16 protein-coding genes are annotated in these 20,049 nt (G+C 62.3%); all 16 read left to right on the top strand.

Annotated elements, in window-relative coordinates; translation table 11 throughout:
* The coding region (locus tag VFV96_04805) for a LamG-like jellyroll fold domain-containing protein (protein HEU5069720.1) at positions 1–2,154 on the top strand (2,154 nt) is incomplete at its 5' end.
* Positions 2,155–2,164: 10 nt separating this feature from the next.
* A complete protein-coding gene (locus VFV96_04800) occupies positions 2,165–7,123 on the top strand; it encodes a LamG-like jellyroll fold domain-containing protein (GenBank protein HEU5069719.1) in 4,959 nt (1,652 codons plus the stop codon).
* Between the two features lie 87 nt (positions 7,124–7,210).
* Positions 7,211–8,962, top strand: a complete 1,752-nt coding sequence (locus VFV96_04795) for a DUF4038 domain-containing protein (protein HEU5069718.1) — start codon at positions 7,211–7,213, stop codon at positions 8,960–8,962.
* On the top strand, positions 8,943–9,686 hold the full coding sequence (locus VFV96_04790; protein HEU5069717.1) for an SDR family NAD(P)-dependent oxidoreductase: 744 nt from the start codon (positions 8,943–8,945) through the stop codon (positions 9,684–9,686). The genes VFV96_04795 and VFV96_04790 overlap by 20 nt, the downstream gene beginning before the upstream one ends.
* Positions 9,687–9,713: 27 nt before the next feature.
* Positions 9,714–11,021, top strand: coding sequence for a class I SAM-dependent methyltransferase (locus VFV96_04785; GenBank protein HEU5069716.1), 1,308 nt, complete (start codon positions 9,714–9,716; stop codon positions 11,019–11,021).
* Positions 11,022–11,070: 49 nt separating this feature from the next.
* The gene (locus VFV96_04780; protein ID HEU5069715.1) at positions 11,071–11,856 is read left to right on the top strand and encodes a sugar phosphate nucleotidyltransferase; all 786 of its coding nucleotides are present in this window, start codon (positions 11,071–11,073) and stop codon (positions 11,854–11,856) included.
* A gap of 69 nt (positions 11,857–11,925) precedes the next feature.
* Positions 11,926–12,951 (top strand): SDR family oxidoreductase, encoded by a 1,026-nt coding sequence (locus tag VFV96_04775; protein ID HEU5069714.1) that lies wholly within the window; start codon positions 11,926–11,928, stop codon positions 12,949–12,951.
* 46 nt (positions 12,952–12,997) lie between these two features.
* A complete protein-coding gene (gene rfbC, locus VFV96_04770; GenBank protein ID HEU5069713.1) occupies positions 12,998–13,525 on the top strand; it encodes a dTDP-4-dehydrorhamnose 3,5-epimerase in 528 nt (175 codons plus the stop codon).
* Between the two features lie 18 nt (positions 13,526–13,543).
* On the top strand, positions 13,544–14,881 hold the full coding sequence (locus VFV96_04765; GenBank protein ID HEU5069712.1) for a DUF4910 domain-containing protein: 1,338 nt from the start codon (positions 13,544–13,546) through the stop codon (positions 14,879–14,881).
* Between the two features lie 30 nt (positions 14,882–14,911).
* A complete protein-coding gene (locus tag VFV96_04760; protein ID HEU5069711.1) occupies positions 14,912–15,553 on the top strand; it encodes a PIG-L deacetylase family protein in 642 nt (213 codons plus the stop codon).
* Positions 15,554–15,604: 51 nt separating this feature from the next.
* Entirely contained in the window at positions 15,605–16,507 is a 903-nt protein-coding gene (locus tag VFV96_04755; protein ID HEU5069710.1) for an SDR family NAD(P)-dependent oxidoreductase, read from the top strand.
* Between the two features lie 31 nt (positions 16,508–16,538).
* Complete coding sequence (locus VFV96_04750; protein HEU5069709.1) at positions 16,539–17,459, top strand: glycosyltransferase family A protein; 921 nt, start codon at positions 16,539–16,541, stop codon at positions 17,457–17,459.
* 17 nt (positions 17,460–17,476) lie between these two features.
* Positions 17,477–18,520: a ketoacyl-ACP synthase III gene (locus VFV96_04745; GenBank protein HEU5069708.1), complete on the top strand. Its 1,044-nt coding sequence runs from the start codon at positions 17,477–17,479 to the stop codon at positions 18,518–18,520.
* 26 nt (positions 18,521–18,546) lie between these two features.
* Positions 18,547–18,786, top strand: a complete 240-nt coding sequence (locus VFV96_04740) for an acyl carrier protein (protein ID HEU5069707.1) — start codon at positions 18,547–18,549, stop codon at positions 18,784–18,786.
* Positions 18,787–18,796: 10 nt separating this feature from the next.
* Positions 18,797–19,282 carry a 3-hydroxyacyl-ACP dehydratase FabZ family protein gene (locus VFV96_04735; GenBank protein ID HEU5069706.1) on the top strand — a complete coding sequence of 162 codons (486 nt, stop codon included), beginning with the start codon at positions 18,797–18,799 and terminating at the stop codon, positions 19,280–19,282.
* On the top strand, positions 19,279–20,040 hold the full coding sequence (locus tag VFV96_04730; protein HEU5069705.1) for an SDR family oxidoreductase: 762 nt from the start codon (positions 19,279–19,281) through the stop codon (positions 20,038–20,040). The genes VFV96_04735 and VFV96_04730 overlap by 4 nt, the downstream gene beginning before the upstream one ends.
* Positions 20,041–20,049: the final 9 nt, after the last annotated feature.

Genomic DNA, 20,049 nt, shown 5'->3' with positions numbered 1-20,049 from the left:
GAGGCCTACTTTGCGCACGTGGACAATATTCTCCGCATGGCTGCCACCAATGGCCTGCAAATCATGCTCGATGCGCTGGAGACGGGTGACTGGATGGATGCGGCGCGCGCCAATGGCACCGACGGCTGCCGCCGCTTTGGGCAGTATCTGGGGGAACGCTACAAGGATTTTCCCAACCTCATTTGGATCACCGGCAACGATTTTCAAACGTGGCGGACGCCGGCGGACGATGCGGTGGCGACGGCGGTGACGCTGGGGATTCTCGACCGGGACACGAACCATTTGCAGACGACCGAACTGGATTACTTTGTCAGCCAGTCGCTTGACGATCCGAACTGGTGGCCGATCGTCTCACTCAATTCGACCTACACCTATTATCCCTCGTATGCCGAAACCTTGGAGGCTTACAATCAGACCAATTTCGTGCCGGTCTATTTTCTGGAGGCGCACTATGAATATGAGGATGTCGGGGGTGAACTCGGGACACCCAATGTCCTGCGCCGGCAGGAGTATTGGTCGCTGTTGAGTGGCGCCAATGGCGGGCACATGTATGGCAATTATTGGACATGGACATTTCGTGCCGGCTGGCAGGGCTATTTGAACTCACCGGGAGTGGCCGAACTCGCTTACGTGAAGACGTTTTTCGGTTCGCGGCGGTGGTATGATTTGGTGCCCGACCAGAGCCATGCGTTGGTTACCGACGGCTACGGCACCTTTGCCACGGCAGGGCTGGTCAGTGCAAATGATTACGCGACCGCTGCGAAAACCCCCGACGGCACGTTGGGCATCTGCTATTTGCCCACGCCGCGCCCGATCACGGTGGATTTGACGCAGATGAGCGGACCGGTCACGGCCCGCTGGTTTGATGCCACCCAAGGAACCTATCTGGGCATTGCGGGATCGCCCTTTATCAACACCGGCCTCGTCACCTTTACCCCGCCGGCGACCAACAGCGGCGGAGATGGTGACTGGGTGCTGGTGCTGGAGACGCAGCCGCCGGAAGCCCAGCCACCGCGGGTGAGGTTGACGGCGCCAGTGGACCAGGCAACGGTGACCGGGGCGATCACGGTGGCCGCCGTTGCGTCGGACAATGTTGCCGTGGCCGGGGTGCGCTTCAAGGTGGACGGAACCAGCTTGGGCATGGAACAAAGCCTGCCGCCCTACACCAATGTTTGGGACACCGCCTATGCCACCAATGGCCTGCACCGGCTGCAGGCCATTGCCCGCGACACCGCGGGCAACCTGGCGACGAACAGGGTCACCGTGATGGTCAGCAATTCCCTCCCGGCGGCCCCGACGGATCATTTGGTGGCGGCCTACGGTTTTGACGAAGGGACGGGAACGCAGGTGCACGACTTTTCCGGCAATGCCAATGTGGGCACCCTCAGCAATGCGACCTGGACGGCGAACGGCCGGTTTGGCAGTGCGATTACGTTTGCCGGCAATGGGTGGATTACGGTGGATGATTCAAGTTCTCTCAGCCCGACCAACCAGTTGACGCTGATGGGGTGGATGCGGCCGACTGTGGCGCCGGGAACCTGGGCGACGGTGTTGCTCAAGGAAGCGTCCGGGACGCTGAGCTACATGCTGCAGACAGATTCGGCAGACCGCCCCTGCTTTTACGTCACCACGTTGGAGACGGGATTGCAGGGCGTCGTGGGGGGCTCTCCGGTCCCGCTGAACGACTGGACGCATCTGGCGGGAACCTACGATGGCAGCCAGCTTCGTTTGTTTGTCAACGGCGCCGAAGTGGCGGCGCAGCCGCTGGCCGCCAGCATTCTGTCGTCGGCCCAGCCCCTGCGGCTGGGCGGGAATTCGATCTGGGGGGAACATCTGATCGGGGACATTGACGAGGTGCGCATTTACAATCGCGCGCTGGGCGGTGCTGAAATTCAGGCGGCCATGCAGGCGCCGGTGGCGGGCACCCGTTGGATTTCACTGGCGGCCCCGGCGCAAGACGACATCCAAAACAATGGCTTTCAGTTGGTGCTGACGGCGGCCACGCCCGGGGATTACACGATCGAAACCAGCGCGGATTTGACGAACTGGCAGGAACTGGTGACGGTAACCTGTTCCAATGCGCCAGTGGAGATCATCGATTTGGACAGCCGTTCGCGTTCCCATCAATTCTATCGGGCCAAAGCCGCCTGGTAAACCATCATTCATGAAGGCCCAGCTAGGTGTCACGTTTGCGCCGACCACATTGGGGCCGCTGGCGTTGTTGTTGTTGCTGCCGGCGGTGCCACTGCGGGCCCAGGTCAACCTGTTGACGTATCGGAATGACAATGGCCGCACCGGCCTGAACCCGAACGAAACCGGGCTGACGCTGGCCAGCGTCAACACCAACACGTTTGGCAAACTGTTCGCGCAGGCGGTCGATGGTTACGTTTACGCCCAGCCATTGTATCTGGCCAACGTCAACGTGCCGGGCAAGGGCGTGCACAACGTGGTTTTTGTCGCCACGGAGCACGACAGTGTTTATGCGTTCGATGCCGACGGGAACACGGGGGCGAATGCGGCGCCGCTCTGGCATACGAGCTTTCTCGACCCCGCGGCGGGCGTAACCACGGTGTCGGCGGCGGATACGGGGGAGCCGGTCGATCTGGTGCCCGAGGTCGGCATCACCAGCACGCCGGTGATTGATCCCGTCAACGGGACCATCTTTGTCTGCGCCAAAACCCGGGAAATCAGCGGCGGCACCACCAACTACGTGCATCGCCTGCACGCGCTGGACGTGGCCACGGGCACGGAGAAAGCCGGCGGTCCGGCGGTCATTGAGGCCGTGGTGGCGGGAACGGGAGGCGGGAATGACGGCGCGGGACACGTGCCTTTCGTTCCATTGCGCCAATTGAATCGTCCGGGACTGCTGTGGTTGAACGGCGTGGTCTATCTTGGCTTTGGCTCACATGGCGATTTCGGTGTCTATCATGGCTGGGTGCTGGGGTATGATGCCCAGACGTTGCAGCAGGTCGTGGCCTATAACACCACGCCCAACGGCGACGAGGGGGCCATCTGGCAGGCCGGAGCAGGGCTGGCGGCGGACGTGCTCGGGAACGTGTATTTCATGACGGGAAATGGAACCTTTTCCACCAATTCGGCTGACAACGGGCAGAACAACTTTGGTGATAGTTTCGTCAAATTGACCACCACGAACGGCTGGGACGTGGCTGATTACTACACGCCTTCAAACCAATCCGAATTGTCAGCTTATGATTTGGATCTGGGTTGCGGCGGACCGGTGTTGCTGCCGGACGAGGTGGGCAGCGCTGCGCATCCGCACCTGCTGGTGGGCGCGGGCAAGGAGGGGAGCATTTATCTGTTGGATCGGGATAACTTGGGCCGTTATCACACCTCTGGTCCCGATGGGGCGGTCCAAGTCTTGTCGGACGTTCTGGGGGGGCCCAATCATCCCCTTTACACGGGCGGCTTCTACGGGGTGCCCGCCTACTTCGACCACCGGCTCTACTTCGCCGCCATCGACGACGTGATCAAGGTTTACCACATCACGGGGGCGCAGATGGGAGCCAGCCCCGAAAGGGTGGGGTCGCAGGTGTATCTTTACCCGGGCGGCTCGTCGCCCTGCGTCTCCGCCAATGGCACCAACGACGCCATTCTTTGGGTGCTGCAAAATGAAGCCTACGGCAGCAGCGGCCCGGCCATTCTCCACGCCTACAACGCCACCAACATCAACCTGGAATTGTATAACAGCAGCCAGGCCGGCCTGCGCGATCAGGCCGGGCCGGCCGTCAAGTTCACCGTGCCGGCGGTGGTGAACAGCAAGGTGTATGTCGGTGGCCAGCAGACGCTGACAGTGTATGGCTTGTTCGCTCCGGATACGAACGCGCCCAGCGCTCCCGGCGGTCTGACCGCCACGGCACTGAGCGCCAGTCGCGTGTGGCTGAACTGGACCGCCGCGACGGACGACGTGGCGGTGACCGGGTATGACGTCGAGCGGGCGGGGGGCGCCGACACCAACTTTGTCCCGGTGGGGACCACGACCGGAGACACGTCCTACGTGGATGCCGGCCTGACCGCCCAGACGAGTTACAACTACCGGGTGCGCGCCTTCGATGCGGCGAGCAACCAGGGCCCTTACTCGGCTTGGGCGCCGATTGTCACGCCCGCGCCCGACGGGCAGCCCCCCAGCACTCCGGTCAGCCTGACGGCGACCAATCCCGGCGGTGGCTACGTGCTCCTCGACTGGCCGGATTGCACGGACAATGTGTGGGTGCAGGAGTATCGGGTGGAACGGCAGGGTGGCGGGGGCACGAATTTCACGGAGATTGGCAGCACGACCAATTCCTCCTATGACGATGTGGGACTGGCAGGAGGGATGACCTACACCTACCGCGTCCGGGCGGAAGACGGCTCGGGCAATCTGGGCGGTTATTCGCCGGAGGCAATGATCACCACCGCGTCCAGTCCATCGGGCTTGGTGGCGGCGTATGGGTTTGATGAAGGCACCGGCCCGACCACGGCCGATGCGTCCGGCCATGGCAACACCGGCACGCTGGCCGGTGCGGTTTGGACGAGTCAGGGGCGCTTTGGCGGCGCCGTGTCATTTGACGGCAGTGGCTGGATTTCTGTGGATGACGCGGACTCCCTGGACTTGAGCAACGCCATGACGCTGGAAGCCTGGCTCTATCCCACGGCGGTTCCCACCGGCTGGAGCACGGCCTTGATGAAAGAGCAAGCTGGTGAATTCGATTACGTGTTATACGCCGGCTCCCCGCTCAACCAGCCCAATGTGTTTGTTTATGCCGGTGGCGAGCAGGGTGCCGCGGACGTGTCGGGGCTTCCTTTGAATGTCTGGACGCATCTGGCCGGAACTTATGACGGAAACTCGCTCTGCCTATACGTGAACGGCACGCTGGTGGCGAGCAACGCCGTGTCCGGAAGCATCGCGCAATCTTCCGGGCCGCTGCGCATCGGCGGTAATGCGGTCTGGGGGGAATACTTCCAGGGGCAGATCGACGAAGTGCGGATTTACAGCCGGGCATTGAGCGCCGCCGAGATTCAAAGCGACCTGAACACGCCCGTTTCCGCCTCGGTGTTGCAACCGCCGCAGGTGACGCTGGACGGCCCCACCAACGATGCCGCCTTTGTGGCGGATGCGGCCAGCATCCCGGTGACCGCCACGGCGAGTGACGTGGACGGCGCCATCACCCGGGTGGATTTCCTCGGCGATGCCAGTCCGGTTGCGTCGCTGACCAACGGCCCTTTTGCATTCACCTGGACGGGCGTCACACCCGGCGCCCACATGTTGCTCGCGGTGGCGACCGACGACCACGGTCTGACGACCACATCGGCGCCGGTGACGATCCAGGTCACAGCCAACACGGGCGCACCCTACGGACTCACCAATCGTCCGCCACTGCCGGCTTACTTGAACATGCCGCCGTCCTTCAACGGGGCCCTGCCGTTGTTGCTCTCCGGGACCGGCGCGTTCCCGGACCCCTCCAATCTGGTCGCTGCCGCCGGACTGATTCCCTACGGCGTAAACACGCCGTTGTGGTCGGATGGTGCCATTAAAGCCCGGTGGCTGGGCGTGCCTGGCGACGGCGCGCCGATTACGGCGGACGAGCAGATCGGCTATGCGCCCACCGGCGAATGGACCTTCCCGAACGGCACGGTTTTCGTAAAACATTTCGAACTGGTGACGGATGAAACGCACCCGACGGTGCGCCGGCGCCTGGAAACCCGCCTGCTGGTGCGCGACGGCAACGGGGCTGTTTATGGCGTGACCTACAAATGGCGTGCCGACAATTCGGACGCCGACCTGCTGACGAACAGCCTGTTGGAGGACATTGTCATCACCAATGCCGCCGGAGTGCGGACGCAGACTTGGTATTATCCCAGTCCCGGCGATTGCCTCGTCTGTCACACGCCAACGGCCGGTTATGTGCTCGGCGTCAAGGCCCGGCAGCTTAACGGCGACCTGACATATCCCGGTTCGGGCGTTGCCGACAATCAGCTCCGCACGCTGAATCAGCTCGGCCTGTTCAATCCGCCCATCCGTGACGAAACCAGCATCGCCTCGGTTCCCCAGCTTTCGGCCCTGACCAATTTGTCCGCCAGTCTCGAACAGCGCGCCCGCTCCTACCTTGATGCGAATTGTGCGCAGTGCCACCGCCCGGGCGGCACGCGGGCGCATTTCGATGCGCGCTATGACACGCCGCTCGCCAGCCAGAACATCATCAACGGATCAGTCATCGCCTCGCTGGGCGTGGACAACATGGCGGTGGTGACGCCGCAGGACCTCTGGCGATCCGCGCTGTTTCAACGGATGAACACCGCCAACCCGGTCATCCGAATGCCGCCCCTCGCCCGCAACGTCATTGATACGGACGCCGTGAGCGTCATGGCCGCCTGGATCAACGGCCTGCCCGGCGTCCCGGCCCTCGCGCCACCCGCGATTTCGCCGAATGGCGGCACCTTCAACGGCGCCGTCAGCGTTTCCGTTTCGGCGACCGACACCGTGGCGTCCCTCTTTTTCACCCTGGATGGCACGCTGCCGACCACCAATGCGCCCGCTTACGTTGCCCCGGTGCTGCTCACCAACAGCGCCACATTCAAAGCGGTGGCCGCCCAGACCGGCTACAATAACAGCGTGGCCGCGGTGGCGACATTCACGATCAACCAACTGCCCGCCATCACCCTGACCAATCCGGTCGCGGGCGGCGTTTTTGTGGCGCCCACCAACATCCTGCTCGAGGCGGCCGCATCCGACGCTGACGGATCGGTGGGTCTGGTCACCTTCCTTGATGGCACCAATGTTTTGGGGCAGGTCAATACGCCGCCGTTCAGTGTGCTGTGGAGCAATGCGCCGGCCGGCATCCACGTGTTGGCTGCGGAGGCCACCGACAATCAGGGCGCAACCGCGGTTTCCGAGGCGGCGACCATTGCGGTGCTGCCGCCCACGTTGTCGGCCCAATTCGCGGGCGGGCAGTTGCAAATTGCCTGGCCGGACACCGGCAATGATTACGTGCTGGAATCAACGGACAGTCTGACGCCGCCGGTCAACTGGACGCCGGCGCCGGAAGCACACACGCCGACGAACGGCCAGATTGTGGTGCTGCTGGCGCCCACGAACCATCAGGAGTTTTACCGGCTGCGCCCCTGACCGGACGACGGGCGGGAGCGGAGCGCGAGTGGCACGGCAGCCAGGGGCAACGTTTGCAACCAGGCGGAAACGCCCAGGGCATCGCTCATGAAACCACCGATGAACGAGCAGCTTCAGAAGGGGAAAATCAAGGCGTGGATGATTGTGTGGGTTGCGGGAGGGATGATTTTCGGCACGGCGTGCCGGCGGGCGCCGGCTCCCAATTACACGCATGAGGATGTGGTTCCGGCCAAGGTTGCCTTCGAGGTTTCAACCAATGTCGTGGCCTGCTACGACTTTTTGGAAATCACCGTGAAACCGGCTTTGCCGGCAGCGCCCAACCCGTTTACGGCAGCATCGGTGTCCGGATTCTTTGGGGAGGTGGGCACGGGCAATCAGCTGGCCGTGGACGGTTTCTGTGATGCGAATGACGGGAGCCGGTATCGCATCCGGTTTATGCCCGCGCTTCCCGGCACCTACGAATACGTGGTGACCTTTCGTCAGGGGAACGCGGAAGCGAGTGCCAGCGGTCGTTTTACCGCCATTGACGCCGGGCGCCGCGGGCTGGTGCGAACGGATCCGGCCCATCCGTGGCACTTTGTTTGGGAGGGCACGGGCGAGCATTACTTCCTCAACGGCACCACCGCCTTTCTCCTGATGGGCTGGGACGATGAGAAAGTCATCCGGGATGCTCTGGATCGATTGCACCGGTTCGAGGTGAACCGCGTCCGGGTGCTGCTGGACGGACGCACCGACCATTTCTGGACCGAGCCCATCCGGCCCGGCCCGGGTTTTCAGGCGCACCTCAACCCGTGGCCCGCCGCCCGGCCGGACGATGTGCACTCGCCCGGATTCGACTACGCCCGTTTCAACTGCGCCTACTGGCAGAAGTTTGAACGGATGCTGCAGCATGCGCGGGAGCAGGACATGATCGTCTCGGTCATTTTCGGCTGGAATGACACGCCGGTGCATCCGGCCGCTGACAGCGAGGATGAGCGACGCTATTTTCGTTATGCGGTGGCCCGGCTTGCCGCTTACGCGAACGTCACCTGGGATTTGGGGGATGACATGGACGGCTTTCGTTCCACCACTTGGACCCATGAAACCGGCTCCCGGCTTTACCGTCTGGATCCCTACCATCACCTGGCCACCAGCCATCCGGTCAACAATGCACATCAGGACCGCACTGCCCTCTGGTTCGGGATGACCAGCTTTCAAGAGTGGCACCGGCCCCTGCACGCGTGGATGTTGAACCAACGTCGATTGCAGACGGAGACGGGCCGCATTATTCCGCAGGTCAACGAGGAGTATGGTTACGAGGACCATTATCCAACGTGGGCACCCTACCATCCGCCCGCGGCCTCGGCCGATGCGGATCGCCGGGCGGCTTGGGAAATGGTGATGGCGGGCTGCTACCAAACCACCGGCGAGACGGCCCGGCGCGGCACCGGTGTGCCGCCGGACACGGGTGGCGGATGGGTCAATGGACGGGGAGACGCCTCCATGACCATGCTGCAAGGCTACCAGTTCATGGTCCGGTTTTTCACCCGCTTCGCCTGGTGGAAGACGGACCCGCACGACGAATTGGTGGATCAGGGATATTGCCTGGCAGAACCTGGCGAAGTTTACGTGATCTATCTCCCGCACGGTGGCCAGGTCACGGCAAGCCTTGAACCGGTCGAATACGATGCGCAGTGGTTCAACCCACGCACCGGCGAATACACACGATTGCCCGGCGCGATCGGCCCCAAATGGACTTCTCCCGCGGCGGCCGATCATCAAGACTGGGTGCTCTTTCTCCGTTGTTCAAGCTCACCACTGGAGGTGCAACGTGCGCACAATGAAAAAAAATCAAACTAGGCGCCTGGCCAATCTCACGGCGGTCGTTACTGGAGCAACCGGTGGGGTGGGGCGGGGCATTGCGCTGGCCATGGCCGAGGCGGGGGCGAACCTTGCGTTGGTGGGCCGGCGTCTGCCCTTGCTGCACTCGGTCGTGCACGAGTGCGCCAGCTGCGAAGTTCAGGCCCGGGCCTACCGGGTCGAGCTGCGCGATGACTGCCAGATCCGGCGACTGCAAAGCCAGGTGATGGACGATTTCGGCGGAGTGGATGTTTTGGTTCACGGTGCCGGCGAGTTTGTGCGATCCAGCGTTGCGGCGGCTTCACTGGCGGACTTTGATCTTCAATATCAGTGCAACCTGCGGGCGCCCTTTGCCTTGACACAGTGTTTTCTGCCCAGTGTGTCGGCCCGCAAAGGGCAGATTGTATTCATCAACTCCACTGCCGGACTGCAGGCTCCGGCCTGCATTTCCCAGTATGCGGCCACCAAGCACGGCCTGAAGGCGCTGGCGGACAGCCTGCGCGAAGAGATCAATTATCTTGGGGTAAGAGTGGTCAGCATCTACTTGGGACGAACCGCGACTCCCATGCAGGCGCGAATTCATCAGCTTGAGGGCAGGGTTTATCATCCTGAAAAACTGATTCAACCAGCCGAGGTCGGCAACTTGGTGGTGGATATTCTTTCCACGGGACGGGAGGCTGAAATAATCGACGTCCGCATCCGGCCCCTGGCCAAGGTCGCCTGAGGGCAGGCACAACGACAATTGATCACCATGAGTTCTTCCACGCTTAATGCCATGCCAAACGAGCACGCTACACACCTGCACGACGCCACTTCCGGCCACCGGAATGATTCACCAGTTTGCCGCGCCTGCCGCGCGCCGCTGGAACACACGTTCGTCGATCTCGGCATGTCGCCGTTGTGCGAAAGTTATCTCACGGCCCCGCAGTGCAACGCCATGGAGCCGTTCTATCCCCTGCGGGTGTTTGTCTGTCACCAGTGCTGGCTCGTCCAGCTGCTCGAATACGTGAGCGCCTCCGACATTTTCAGTCATTACGCCTATTTCTCGTCCTACTCGGATTCGTGGCTCAAGCATGCGCAGCGTTACGTGGAGGGGATCATCCCGCGGCTGGGTCTGAAGCCGGAAGATCAGGTGGTCGAAATCGCCAGCAACGACGGCTACCTGCTGCAATACTTCGTTCAACGCGGGCACCAGGCCCTGGGCATCGAGCCCGCCGCCAACGTGGCCGAGGCGGCGGTCAAGAAGGGTGTTCCCACGCGCGTTGCCTTTTTTGGAACGCGACTGGCACAGCAGCTTGTGGATGAAGGCATCCGCGCCCGGCTGTTGCTGGGCAACAATGTCCTGGCGCATGTGCCCGACCTCAACGATTTCGTGGCGGGGATGAAGTTGCTGCTCGCGCCCACGGGCACCATCACGATGGAGTTTCCCCACCTGCAACGGCTGATTGAGGGCAATCAGTTCGACACAATCTACCACGAGCATTTTTGCTATTTTTCCCTGCTGGCCGTGGCCGCGGTGTTTCGGAAGCACGGTTTGAAGATTTTCGACGTGGAGGAACTGCCCACCCACGGCGGGTCGTTGCGCATCTACGCGACGCATGCCGGCCGCAGCGAGGTGGCTGAAACCGGGCGGTTTGCCGAACTGCAAGGCCGCGAGCGCCAACTGGGATATGACCGGCTGGCGGCCTATCAAACGTTCCGCCGGCAGGTCGAGGAAACCAAGTGGAAGCTGCTGGAGTTCCTGATCCAGGTGCGTCGCGCCGGCAAGCAGGTGGCGGGGTATGGCGCGCCGGGGAAGGGCAACACGCTGCTGAATTTTTGCGGCATCCGCACCGATCTGGTGGATTACACGGTGGATCGGAATCCGTTCAAGCACGGCAAATTCCTCCCGGGCACCCACATCCCCATTTTTGCGCCCGACCGGATTCGGGAGACGCGGCCGGATTATGTGCTGATATTGCCATGGAATTTGCGGGACGAAATCATTGCGCAGTTGAGTTTCATCCGCGAATGGGGCGGCAAGTTTGTGGTGCCAATTCCACAATTGGAGGTGCTGTAATCATGCCCGGGTGCCGGTTTGGACCGGGATCAAACAACGGAGATCAACAATGAAAGTGGTGCTATTCTGTGGCGGGTTGGGAACGCGATTGCGGGATTACGGAGAAAATGTCCCCAAGCCGCTGGTCCCCATCGGCTATCGTCCGATTCTGTGGCACGTGATGAAGTATTATGCGCATTACGGACACAAGGACTTCATCCTCTGCCTCGGCTACCGGGCCGACCTCATCAAGAAGTATTTCCTCAACTACGATGAATGTGTCTCCAATGACTTCACGCTTTCCAAGGGAGGCAAGGCGGTCAAACTGGAACACAGCGACATCGAGGACTGGAACATCACCTTCGTGGATACCGGATTGAAGACCAACATTGGCGGACGGCTGCGGCTGGTGAAGCCCTATCTCGACGGCGAGGAGATGTTTTTGGCGAATTATGCGGACGGCCTGACGGATCATCCGCTGCCGAAGATGATTGACGATTTTCGCCGGACGGATTGCGTGGGAGCCTTTCTCAGCTCGCATCCGCCGCAGACCTTTCACGTCGTCAATGTTGGCAAGGATCACACCGTGAGCGGCATTGAGTATGTCCGCAAGACGGGCATCCTCATCAATGCCGGGTTTTACGTCTTTAGAAAGGAAATCTTCGACTACATGCGTCCGGGTGAGGAACTGGTTGAAGAACCCTTCCAAAGACTGATCAAGCAACGCAAGCTGGCGAGTTTTCGCTGCGACAACTTCTGGGTCATGGACACCTTCCGCGAACAGCAGGAGCTGTCCGATCGCGTGGAGAGTGGCGATGCTCCTTGGATTGTCTGGAATCACAAGAAACCGAATTGAACAGCCGTAATGCCAAGCGGCAGGCCGGTTCCCCATCGGTTCAATGGCGCCGGGCTGCCGGGCTACTCTATGAAAATACTCCTTACTGGTGCAGATGGTTATTTGGGCTCCCTCGCGGCGCCATTGTTTCAAAAATGCGGACATGAAGTGGTCGGGCTCGACACGGGCTTTTACCGGGAGCGCAGCCTGTATCACAATGGCTGGGAACTGCCGCGCACGTTGACGAAGGACATCCGCCGGATCGAACCGGCGGACCTGGCCGGCTTCGATGCGGTCGTCCACATGGCGGAACTTTCGAACGACCCCACCAGCCAGTTGTCGCCCGAAATCACCTACGAGATCAATCATCAGGGTTCGGTTCACCTGGCCCAAGTGGCACGGCGCGCCGGCGTCCGCCGGTTCGTTTACATGTCCTCGTGCAGCGTCTATGGCGTCGGCACCGACGAATTCGTGGACGAGCAATCCAGCGTGAACCCGCAAACGGCCTATGCCGTGTGCAAGACGAAGGTGGAGGCGGATGTTCGCCAGCTGGCGAACGCCACCTTTTCACCCACGTTCATGCGCAACGCCACGGCCTACGGCGCCTCGCCGCGCATGCGATTTGACATCGTCCTGAACAATCTGGCCGGTCTGGCCTGGACCACGAAGGAAATCAAGATGACGAGCGATGGCAGTCCGTGGCGCCCGCTCGTGCATGGTCTGGACATCGGCGGTGCCATTGCGGCGGTGTTGGCCGCGCCGACCGAGACCATCCACAACGAGGTGTTCAACGTCGGCGACACGAATCACAACTATCGGGTGCGCGAAATCGCGGACATCGTGGGCGGCATCTTCCCGGGCTGCCGCGTTTCCTTCGGTCCGCCCAGTGCGGACAACCGGAGCTACCGTGTTTCTTTCGCCAAGATTCAAAAACATTTGCCGGGCTTCAAATGCGAATGGGACGCCGTGCGGGGCGCCCGCCAGTTGTGTGATCTGTTCCAGCAGATTGACCTGACGCGTGATGTTTTTGAATTCCGTGCCTTCACGCGGTTGAAACAATTGGAATATCTGATTCGCACCCGCCAGATTGACGCGCACTTCTTCTGGGCGGTCTAGGACGGGCCGGTCTCCACCGGGCGTCGCGCAAACCAAAGATCAGGCCATGCGTTTTCGGGAAACCAAGCTGCCGGGGGTGTTCGAGGTCGAACTTGACCGGATGGAAGATGAGCGCGGTTTTTTTGCCCGTTCGTTCTGCGAGCGGGAATTTGCGCAGCACGGGCTTCAGTCGGCGTTTGTGCAATGCAACATTTCCTACAACCGCCGGCGGGGAACGCTGCGCGGCATGCATTACCAGCGGCCGCCGGCTGCCGAAACCAAGCTGGTGCGCTGCACCCGCGGCGCGCTGTATGACGTGGCGGTGGATTTGCGGCCGGATTCGCCCACCTGGCGCCAGCATGTGGGCGTGATTCTGTCGGCCGAACAGCGCAACGCGCTCTACATTCCGGCGGGTTTTGGTCACGGCTTTCAGACTCTGGAGGACGATACGGAAGTGTTTTATCAAATGGGAAATTTTCACAGTCCGGAGCACGCGGCCGGTTTTCGCCACGATGATCCGCAACTGGCCATTGCCTGGCCGCTGCCGGTGGCGGTCATTTCGGAAAAAGACCGGGCGTGGCCCTTGCTGGGCTGAAGAAGAGTTTTTGGGGGCATGAAAACGGAAACCGTCAACGTGGGGGAAGCGCTCGAACTTTTCGATCCGGCGAAGGAAGGGGAGTTGATTCATGCCACGGCGCGGGAGTTGTATCCCATCTGTCGCAGCATCACCGGTCAGGGCGTGCGTCAGAGTCTGACCATCTTGCAGCGCAAGGTTCCCCTCGAATTGCGGGAGGTGCCCACCGGAACCCAGGTGCTGGACTGGACGGTTCCGAAGGAATGGAACATCCGTGCGGCATGGATCAAGAATGCGCGCGGGGAGAAGGTGGTGGATTTTGCGCGACACAATCTGCATGTGCTCAACTACAGTGTGCCCGTGCATCAGCGGATGCGCCTGGAGGAACTGCGGCCGCACCTGTTTTCCGTGCCGGAACATCCCGCCTGGATTCCGTATCGCACCTCCTACTATCAGGAGGCGTGGGGCTTTTGTCTGTCACACCAGCAACTGTGCGCGCTCAGTGACCAGGAATACGAAGTTTTCATCGATTCAAGCCTGGCGCCGGGCCATTTGACCTACGGCGAACTGTTTCTTCCGGGGACCACGGAGGAGGAGGTGTTGTTCTCCTGTCACTCCTGTCATCCCTCGCTCGCCAATGACAATTTGTCGGGCATGGCCGTGGCGGCACACCTGGCGGTGCAATTGAGCCGGCTGCCGGTTCGCCGTTATGCCTACCGTTTCCTCTGGCTCCCCGGCACCATCGGCGCCCTCACGTGGCTCGCAAGCAACGAAAAAGGATTGGATCGGATCAAGCACGGTCTGGTGCTTTCGTGTCTGGGCGATTGCGGCGGGTTCAACTACAAGAAGAGCCGGCGCGGTGACGCAGAAATTGACCGGGTCGTGGTGCAGGCGTTGCGGGATGGCGGTGGCGACTTTGGCACGCGCGACTTCGTTCCTTACGGTTACGACGAGCGGCAGTATTGTTCGCCCGGCTTCAACCTGCCGGTGGGCGCACTGACGCGCACGCCCAACGGCGAGTATCCGGAGTATCATACCTCGGCGGACGACTTGAATTTGATTGCACCGCTGGCATTGGGGCAGTCCTTGGGCGCGCTTCTGCGTTGCGTCTTCATTTTGGAATCCAACCAAACGTTTCGGAACCTGTTTCCCAAAGGCGAACCGCAGCTCGGGCGCCGGGGGCTCTACGCCTCGCTGGGCGGCATGAAGAACGTGCCGCAGTTGCAAATGGCGATGCTCTGGGCGCTGAATTTCTCCGATGGCAGCCATGATCTGCTGCGGATTGCCGAACGATCCGGGCTCAGCTTTCAGGTTGTCCACGCCGCGGCGGCACTGCTGGGCCGGCACGGCCTGCTGGCGCCGGTCACGCCGGCTTGAGGGACGAGTCGCTTTAACCCGAACCATTCCATGACCACCTTCGAACTCTCAGCGGTGAAAAGGGTGCTGTGTCTCGGCGCCCACTCGGATGACATTGAAATCGGCTGTGGCGGCACGCTGCTCAAGCTGATCCGCGCCAATCCTGATCTGGAGGTGCGCTGGGTGGTGTTCAGCGGGAAGGCGCCGCGCCAACGGGAAACCCGGCGCAGCGCGGCCTTTTTTTTGCAGGGCGTCCGCCGGGCGACCGTCCAGACCAAACCATTCAAGGATGGCTTTTTCCCCGAACAATGGGCCGCCATCAAGGCGGAGTTTGAACGCACGAAGCGTGGTTTCGATCCGGATTTGGTGCTGACGCATTACCGCGAGGACCGGCATCAGGATCATCGCGTGCTGTCCGACCTGGCCTGGAACACGTTCCGGGATCATCTCATTCTCGAGTATGAAATCCCGAAATACGACGGTGATCTGGGTCAGCCCAACATGTATGTGACGCTGGAACGCGAGGTGTGTGACCGGAAGATTGCGGGCCTCATGCAGTATTTCGCCACCCAGCGGAACAAACACTGGTTCACGCCGGACACCTTCAATGCGCTGTTGCGGTTGCGGGGCATCGAATGCGCGTCGCCGACGGGTTGGGCCGAGGCGTTTCATGGGCGAAAGATTCGCTTCTGAGCCGCGGCCGATTTCCAAACCGTCCACGGCCGTGGTCCGCGGCATCACCGGATGAAAACCTGTCTCATCACCGGGGCCACCTCGGGAATTGGCCGCGCCGCGGCTGGCGACCTGGGTCGGCGGGGCTGGCGGTTGCTGCTGACGGGCCGGAACGAACCGGCCGGCCGCCGGTTGCTCGCCGAAATGCGGCGAGCCTTTCCGAACGCGTCGGCCGAATTTTTTCCAGCCGATATTTCCGAGTTGGGGGCGGTGCGGGCTTTGGCGGCGTGGGTGAGCAACCGGACGGACCGGCTGGACGGGCTCATCAACAATGCCGGCGCCCGCTTTGATCATTACGGGCAAACCACAGCCGGCGTGGAACGGACGTTTGCCACCAACCACCTTGGGCATTTTCTGCTGACTTTCCTGCTGGCAGACCTTGTGGCGGCAGGCGTCAGCGGGAGAATTATTATGTTGGGCTCGGTGGCGCATCAGCGGGCGAGGCCGGCATTGGGCTGGAACCTTGGAGCGGCGCATTACGACGGGAAAGTGGCTTACGCAAATGCCAAGCTGGCATGCATTCTCTTCGCCAGGGAACTGGCCCGGCGGCTGGCGGACCCCAACGTCATCGCTTGCGCGGTGGATCCCGGAATCGTGGCGACCGCGTTTGCCCGCAACAACGGCTGGCTGGCGTGGTGCAAGCACCGACTGTATCACCGGTTCAAGGGCAATCTGATCTCCGCCGCCGCGGGCGCCGCGGGCGTTGTGCACGTGGCCACGGTCGAGGCCGCCCGACTGAAGCGGGGCGGCTATTACTGTGGAGACCGGCTGGCGGACGGTGCGTCGGCCACGGAAGATGCGGCCCTGGCGCGGGAGCTTTGGGAGGCGAGCGAACGGCTGAGCGGAATTCACGGGACCGGCGGTGAAGTTGAACAAGCCGGCGTGGCGCGGCCGCGACGTCCGGCCCAGGTTTGAACCTGAACCAGCGCGGGAGGCGCAATCATGCATGCCAGCACAGCCACGGTTTAGCGTTGTCTGCCCCGTTCACAACCGGCCCGAACTGGTGCGCGCCGCAATTGATTCGGTGCTCGCCCAGACCTTCAGCGATTACGAGTTGATTGTGGTGGACGACGGCTCCACCGATGCGACACCCGAGGTGGTGCGGTCCTACGGCGGGCGCGTCACCCTTTTGCAACAGCCCAAGTCGGGCGCCGAGGCCGCCCGGTATTTGGGGGTGACCCACGCGCGGGGCGAGTATTTGATTGGGCTCGACAGCGACGACCTGTTCTATCCGGAGGCGTTCGCCGTTTACGACCGGACGTTGCGGGCCTTTGACGATCCGCCCGTGTTGATGGCGGCGATGTCCTACTTTGAAGACGGTCAGGCCGTGCCCGTAAACCCGCCTTCGGATGGTTCCATCGAGTGTCTCAGGTATAAGGATTTTCTGTCGAAAGATCAGACATTCGGCGTGTGTTACACCCAGCTCGTTCTCCAGCGCAGCACCGCGCTCGCCATGGCCGCCGTGCCGTCCACCGCGACGGCCTTTCCGTTTGACATCGCGGACGTATTGCTGCGCGTGGGCACCTGTTCGCCGTTCATCAAAATTTGTCGTCCCTACACGGTGGCCTATCGCGTGCATGCCACCAACAGCATCCAGGATCTGAATGGTCTTTTGCGCAAGGCGCCCTGTCTGGCACGCTATGAGCGGCAGGGCCAGTATCCGGGCGGATCGGCGCGACGTTTTGAACGCCGGTCCTACATCGGCACCTTGTGTGCATCGTATGCGTTGCAAGGCTTGCGCCGGAAGCGTTTCGGCCTGTCGGCAAAATTGGTGCTGGCCACCGCGCCCATGGTGCTGGCCGGCGTATTGAAGTTGATCAAGCGGCGCTTCCGCAGGCGGGTCATGCCGGTGCGGCTGCCCGCGTGAGGTGCGCGCAAATAAACATGCCCATTTCAACCACCCAAGCCGCGCGCGTGCGGGCGATTGCCTCCTGCGTGCCGCCGCGCCGGTTCGACAATCTGACCGAGACGACCGACTTCGATCCGGAGGAGGTCCAAAAGGTCGTGCGCATGGCCGGCGTGAAGACGCGGCACACGGCTTCAGACCGGATCACGAGCGGCGACTTGTGTCTCACCGCGGCGCGGCAGGTCCTGCAAACGCTCGCCTGGGATCCGCTGTCCGTGGATGCCCTCATCCTGGTCACGCAAAGCCCGGATTACTTCCTGCCTTCGACTTCCTGCCTGGTGCATCGGGCGTTGGGACTTTCCGACCGCTGCGCGGCCTTCGATGTCGGGCTCGGTTGTTCCGGCTACCCGTATGGGCTCTGGCTGGCGGGCATGATGCTGGAACGGCCGGGATGCCAGCGCGTCCTGCTGCTGCACGGAGAAACACCCACGCGCTTTTCGGATCACTCGGATCGTTCCGTGGCGCTGCTGTTCGGCGATGCGGGTTCGGCGACGGCTCTTGAGGCGGGGCCGCGCACGGGGGCGGAGCGCTGGTGGTTCAGCCTCCATACCGATGGGCAGGGCTGGGAGGATTTGATCATCCCGGGCGGCGGTTTTCGCGAGCGGTTTCCGGAGGATCGCAAGCGCTGTTTCGTGCGGATGAACGGGGCCAATGTGTTCAACTTCACCATCCGGCGCGTGCCGGCCCTGATTGAGGACACGTTGCAGGCCGCGTCGCTGAGCCGCGAGCAAATCGATTATTTCATCTTCCACCAGTCCAATCAGTTCATCATGCGGCACCTCATGAAGAAGGCCGGCCTGCCCGAGGCCAAGGTGCCCATGACCATAGGCGCATTTGGCAGCGCCGGCGGGCCTTCGGTGCCGTTGACCATCGCCCAAGGCGGCCTGGTCCGGCCGGCGGACCGGGATTTGACCTTGCTGCTGCTGGGCTACGGGGTGGGATTGTCTTGGGGTTCGGCCCTGATTACGCTCCCGGCCGATGCGCAGCTGGGGCATGTGGTTCATCTCGAAACGGGCGCGTGAATCGTGACGCGGCGCACGCACAAACTATGATGACTGAAAAAGAGGCGCTGGTCTGGGTGGCAGGCTTGTTTGAGCAGTCCGCCGAAAAACTGACCCCGGAAACGCCGCGGGACGACATTCCGATGTGGGATTCCCTGGGCGTGTTGACGCTCATGGCCGAGTTCGACGAGAAATTTGGGATCGTGCTGACGGACGCCGACATGCGGGCCATGCGCCAGGTCGGGCACATCCTCAACGTGCTGCGCCAGCACGGCAAACTGCAGTAGCTCCGCGCCTGTGAGATTCATCCTCGTTGACGAGATTCTGGAACTGGTGCCAGGCCGGCGGGTCCGCGCCTGCAAACGAATCGCCCCCGACGAGGATTACTTTGCCGATCATTTTCCGGGCTTTCCCGTGGTGCCCGGTGTTTTGTTGACGGAAATGATGGGTCAGGCGGCGGCCAAGTGCCTGCTGGTGGAGCCCGGCGAGCGCGGCCGGCCCATGCTGGCGCAAATCAAATCCGCCAGCTTCCGGGACTGGGTGCGGCCCGGACAGACCGTGACCCTGCTGGCCGAAGTTCGCGCCAATCGCCCCCAGTTCGCCACGGTGGCCTGTCAGGCCGAAGTGGAAGGCCGGCCGGTGGCGGCGGCGGAACTGCTCTTCAGCTTTGTGGCAGCGGACCAGTTCGACCCGCACTATCGCGACGCCGTGTTGGACGCCTACCTTGCAAAGCAACCTTGCGCCGGGACGCCGCCCCCGGATAATCGCGCCGCAGCAAAATGAAGGATCTTTTCTCCATGCAGGGAAAGCGCGTGTTGGTGACCGGCGGCACGCGCGGCATTGGCCGGGCGATTACGCTGCAATTTGCGCGGGCGGGAGCGCGCGTGCTCGCCAATTTCGTCCGCGATCAGGAAGCGGCGACGCGGCTGGAGGACTCCGCCCAAGCGGAAGGGCTGGCGGTGAAAACGCTGCGGGCCGACCTGACCAGCGCGAAGGGGATGGACACCGTGGCCACCGCGGTGGACGCGGATTTTGGCACGTTGTCCGGCCTGGTGCATTGCGCCGCCACCGGTGTGCATCGTCCGTTCGAGCAACTGACCCTGCGCCATTTCGACTGGACCCTGAATTTGAATGTCCGCGCGTTTTTCGAGCTCGTGCACCGGCTGCTCCCCAAGTTCGAGTCCGGTTCGAGCATCCTGAGCGTCTCCTCGGAAGGCGCGGTGCGGGCGGTGCCCCAATACACCTTGATTGGCACCAGCAAAGGCGCGTTGGAAGCGATGTCGCGTCATCTCGCCGCGGAACTGGCGCCGCGGGGCATCCGCGTCAACATTCTGGCGCCCGGCACCGTGGTGACGGATGCCTGGCAGGTTTTGCCCGATCGCGAGGCCCGGCTGGCCGAGGCGGCCAAGCGCTCGGCCCTCAAGCGCCTGTGCACGCTGGAGGAAGTGGCGCAGGCGGCCCAGTTCCTGTGCAGTGAGGCGGCGAGTGGCATTGTGGGCCAGACGTTGATCGTGGACGGCGGCGCCGCCGTCTCGGGCTGACTTCACGCT

The organism is Verrucomicrobiia bacterium, assembly GCA_035765895.1.
Classification (GTDB): Bacteria; Verrucomicrobiota; Verrucomicrobiia; order Limisphaerales; family DSYF01; genus DSYF01.
This window is presented reverse-complemented; position numbering and strand designations above follow the sequence as displayed.

What these genes read in the sequence shown, in the direction of transcription:
- VFV96_04800 (HEU5069719.1), top strand. Translation starts at nt 2,165, where the DNA reads ATGAAGGCCCAGCTAGGTGTCACGTTTGCGCCGACCACATTGGGGCCG.
- VFV96_04795 (HEU5069718.1), top strand. Translation starts at nt 7,211, where the DNA reads ATGAAACCACCGATGAACGAGCAGCTTCAGAAGGGGAAAATCAAGGCG.
- VFV96_04790 (HEU5069717.1), top strand. Translation starts at nt 8,943, where the DNA reads ATGAAAAAAAATCAAACTAGGCGCCTGGCCAATCTCACGGCGGTCGTT.
- VFV96_04785 (HEU5069716.1), top strand. Translation starts at nt 9,714, where the DNA reads ATGAGTTCTTCCACGCTTAATGCCATGCCAAACGAGCACGCTACACAC.
- VFV96_04780 (HEU5069715.1), top strand. Translation starts at nt 11,071, where the DNA reads ATGAAAGTGGTGCTATTCTGTGGCGGGTTGGGAACGCGATTGCGGGAT.
- VFV96_04775 (HEU5069714.1), top strand. Translation starts at nt 11,926, where the DNA reads ATGAAAATACTCCTTACTGGTGCAGATGGTTATTTGGGCTCCCTCGCG.
- rfbC (HEU5069713.1), top strand. Translation starts at nt 12,998, where the DNA reads ATGCGTTTTCGGGAAACCAAGCTGCCGGGGGTGTTCGAGGTCGAACTT.
- VFV96_04765 (HEU5069712.1), top strand. Translation starts at nt 13,544, where the DNA reads ATGAAAACGGAAACCGTCAACGTGGGGGAAGCGCTCGAACTTTTCGAT.
- VFV96_04760 (HEU5069711.1), top strand. Translation starts at nt 14,912, where the DNA reads ATGACCACCTTCGAACTCTCAGCGGTGAAAAGGGTGCTGTGTCTCGGC.
- VFV96_04755 (HEU5069710.1), top strand. Translation starts at nt 15,605, where the DNA reads ATGAAAACCTGTCTCATCACCGGGGCCACCTCGGGAATTGGCCGCGCC.
- VFV96_04750 (HEU5069709.1), top strand. Translation starts at nt 16,539, where the DNA reads ATGCCAGCACAGCCACGGTTTAGCGTTGTCTGCCCCGTTCACAACCGG.
- VFV96_04745 (HEU5069708.1), top strand. Translation starts at nt 17,477, where the DNA reads ATGCCCATTTCAACCACCCAAGCCGCGCGCGTGCGGGCGATTGCCTCC.
- VFV96_04740 (HEU5069707.1), top strand. Translation starts at nt 18,547, where the DNA reads ATGATGACTGAAAAAGAGGCGCTGGTCTGGGTGGCAGGCTTGTTTGAG.
- VFV96_04730 (HEU5069705.1), top strand. Translation starts at nt 19,279, where the DNA reads ATGAAGGATCTTTTCTCCATGCAGGGAAAGCGCGTGTTGGTGACCGGC.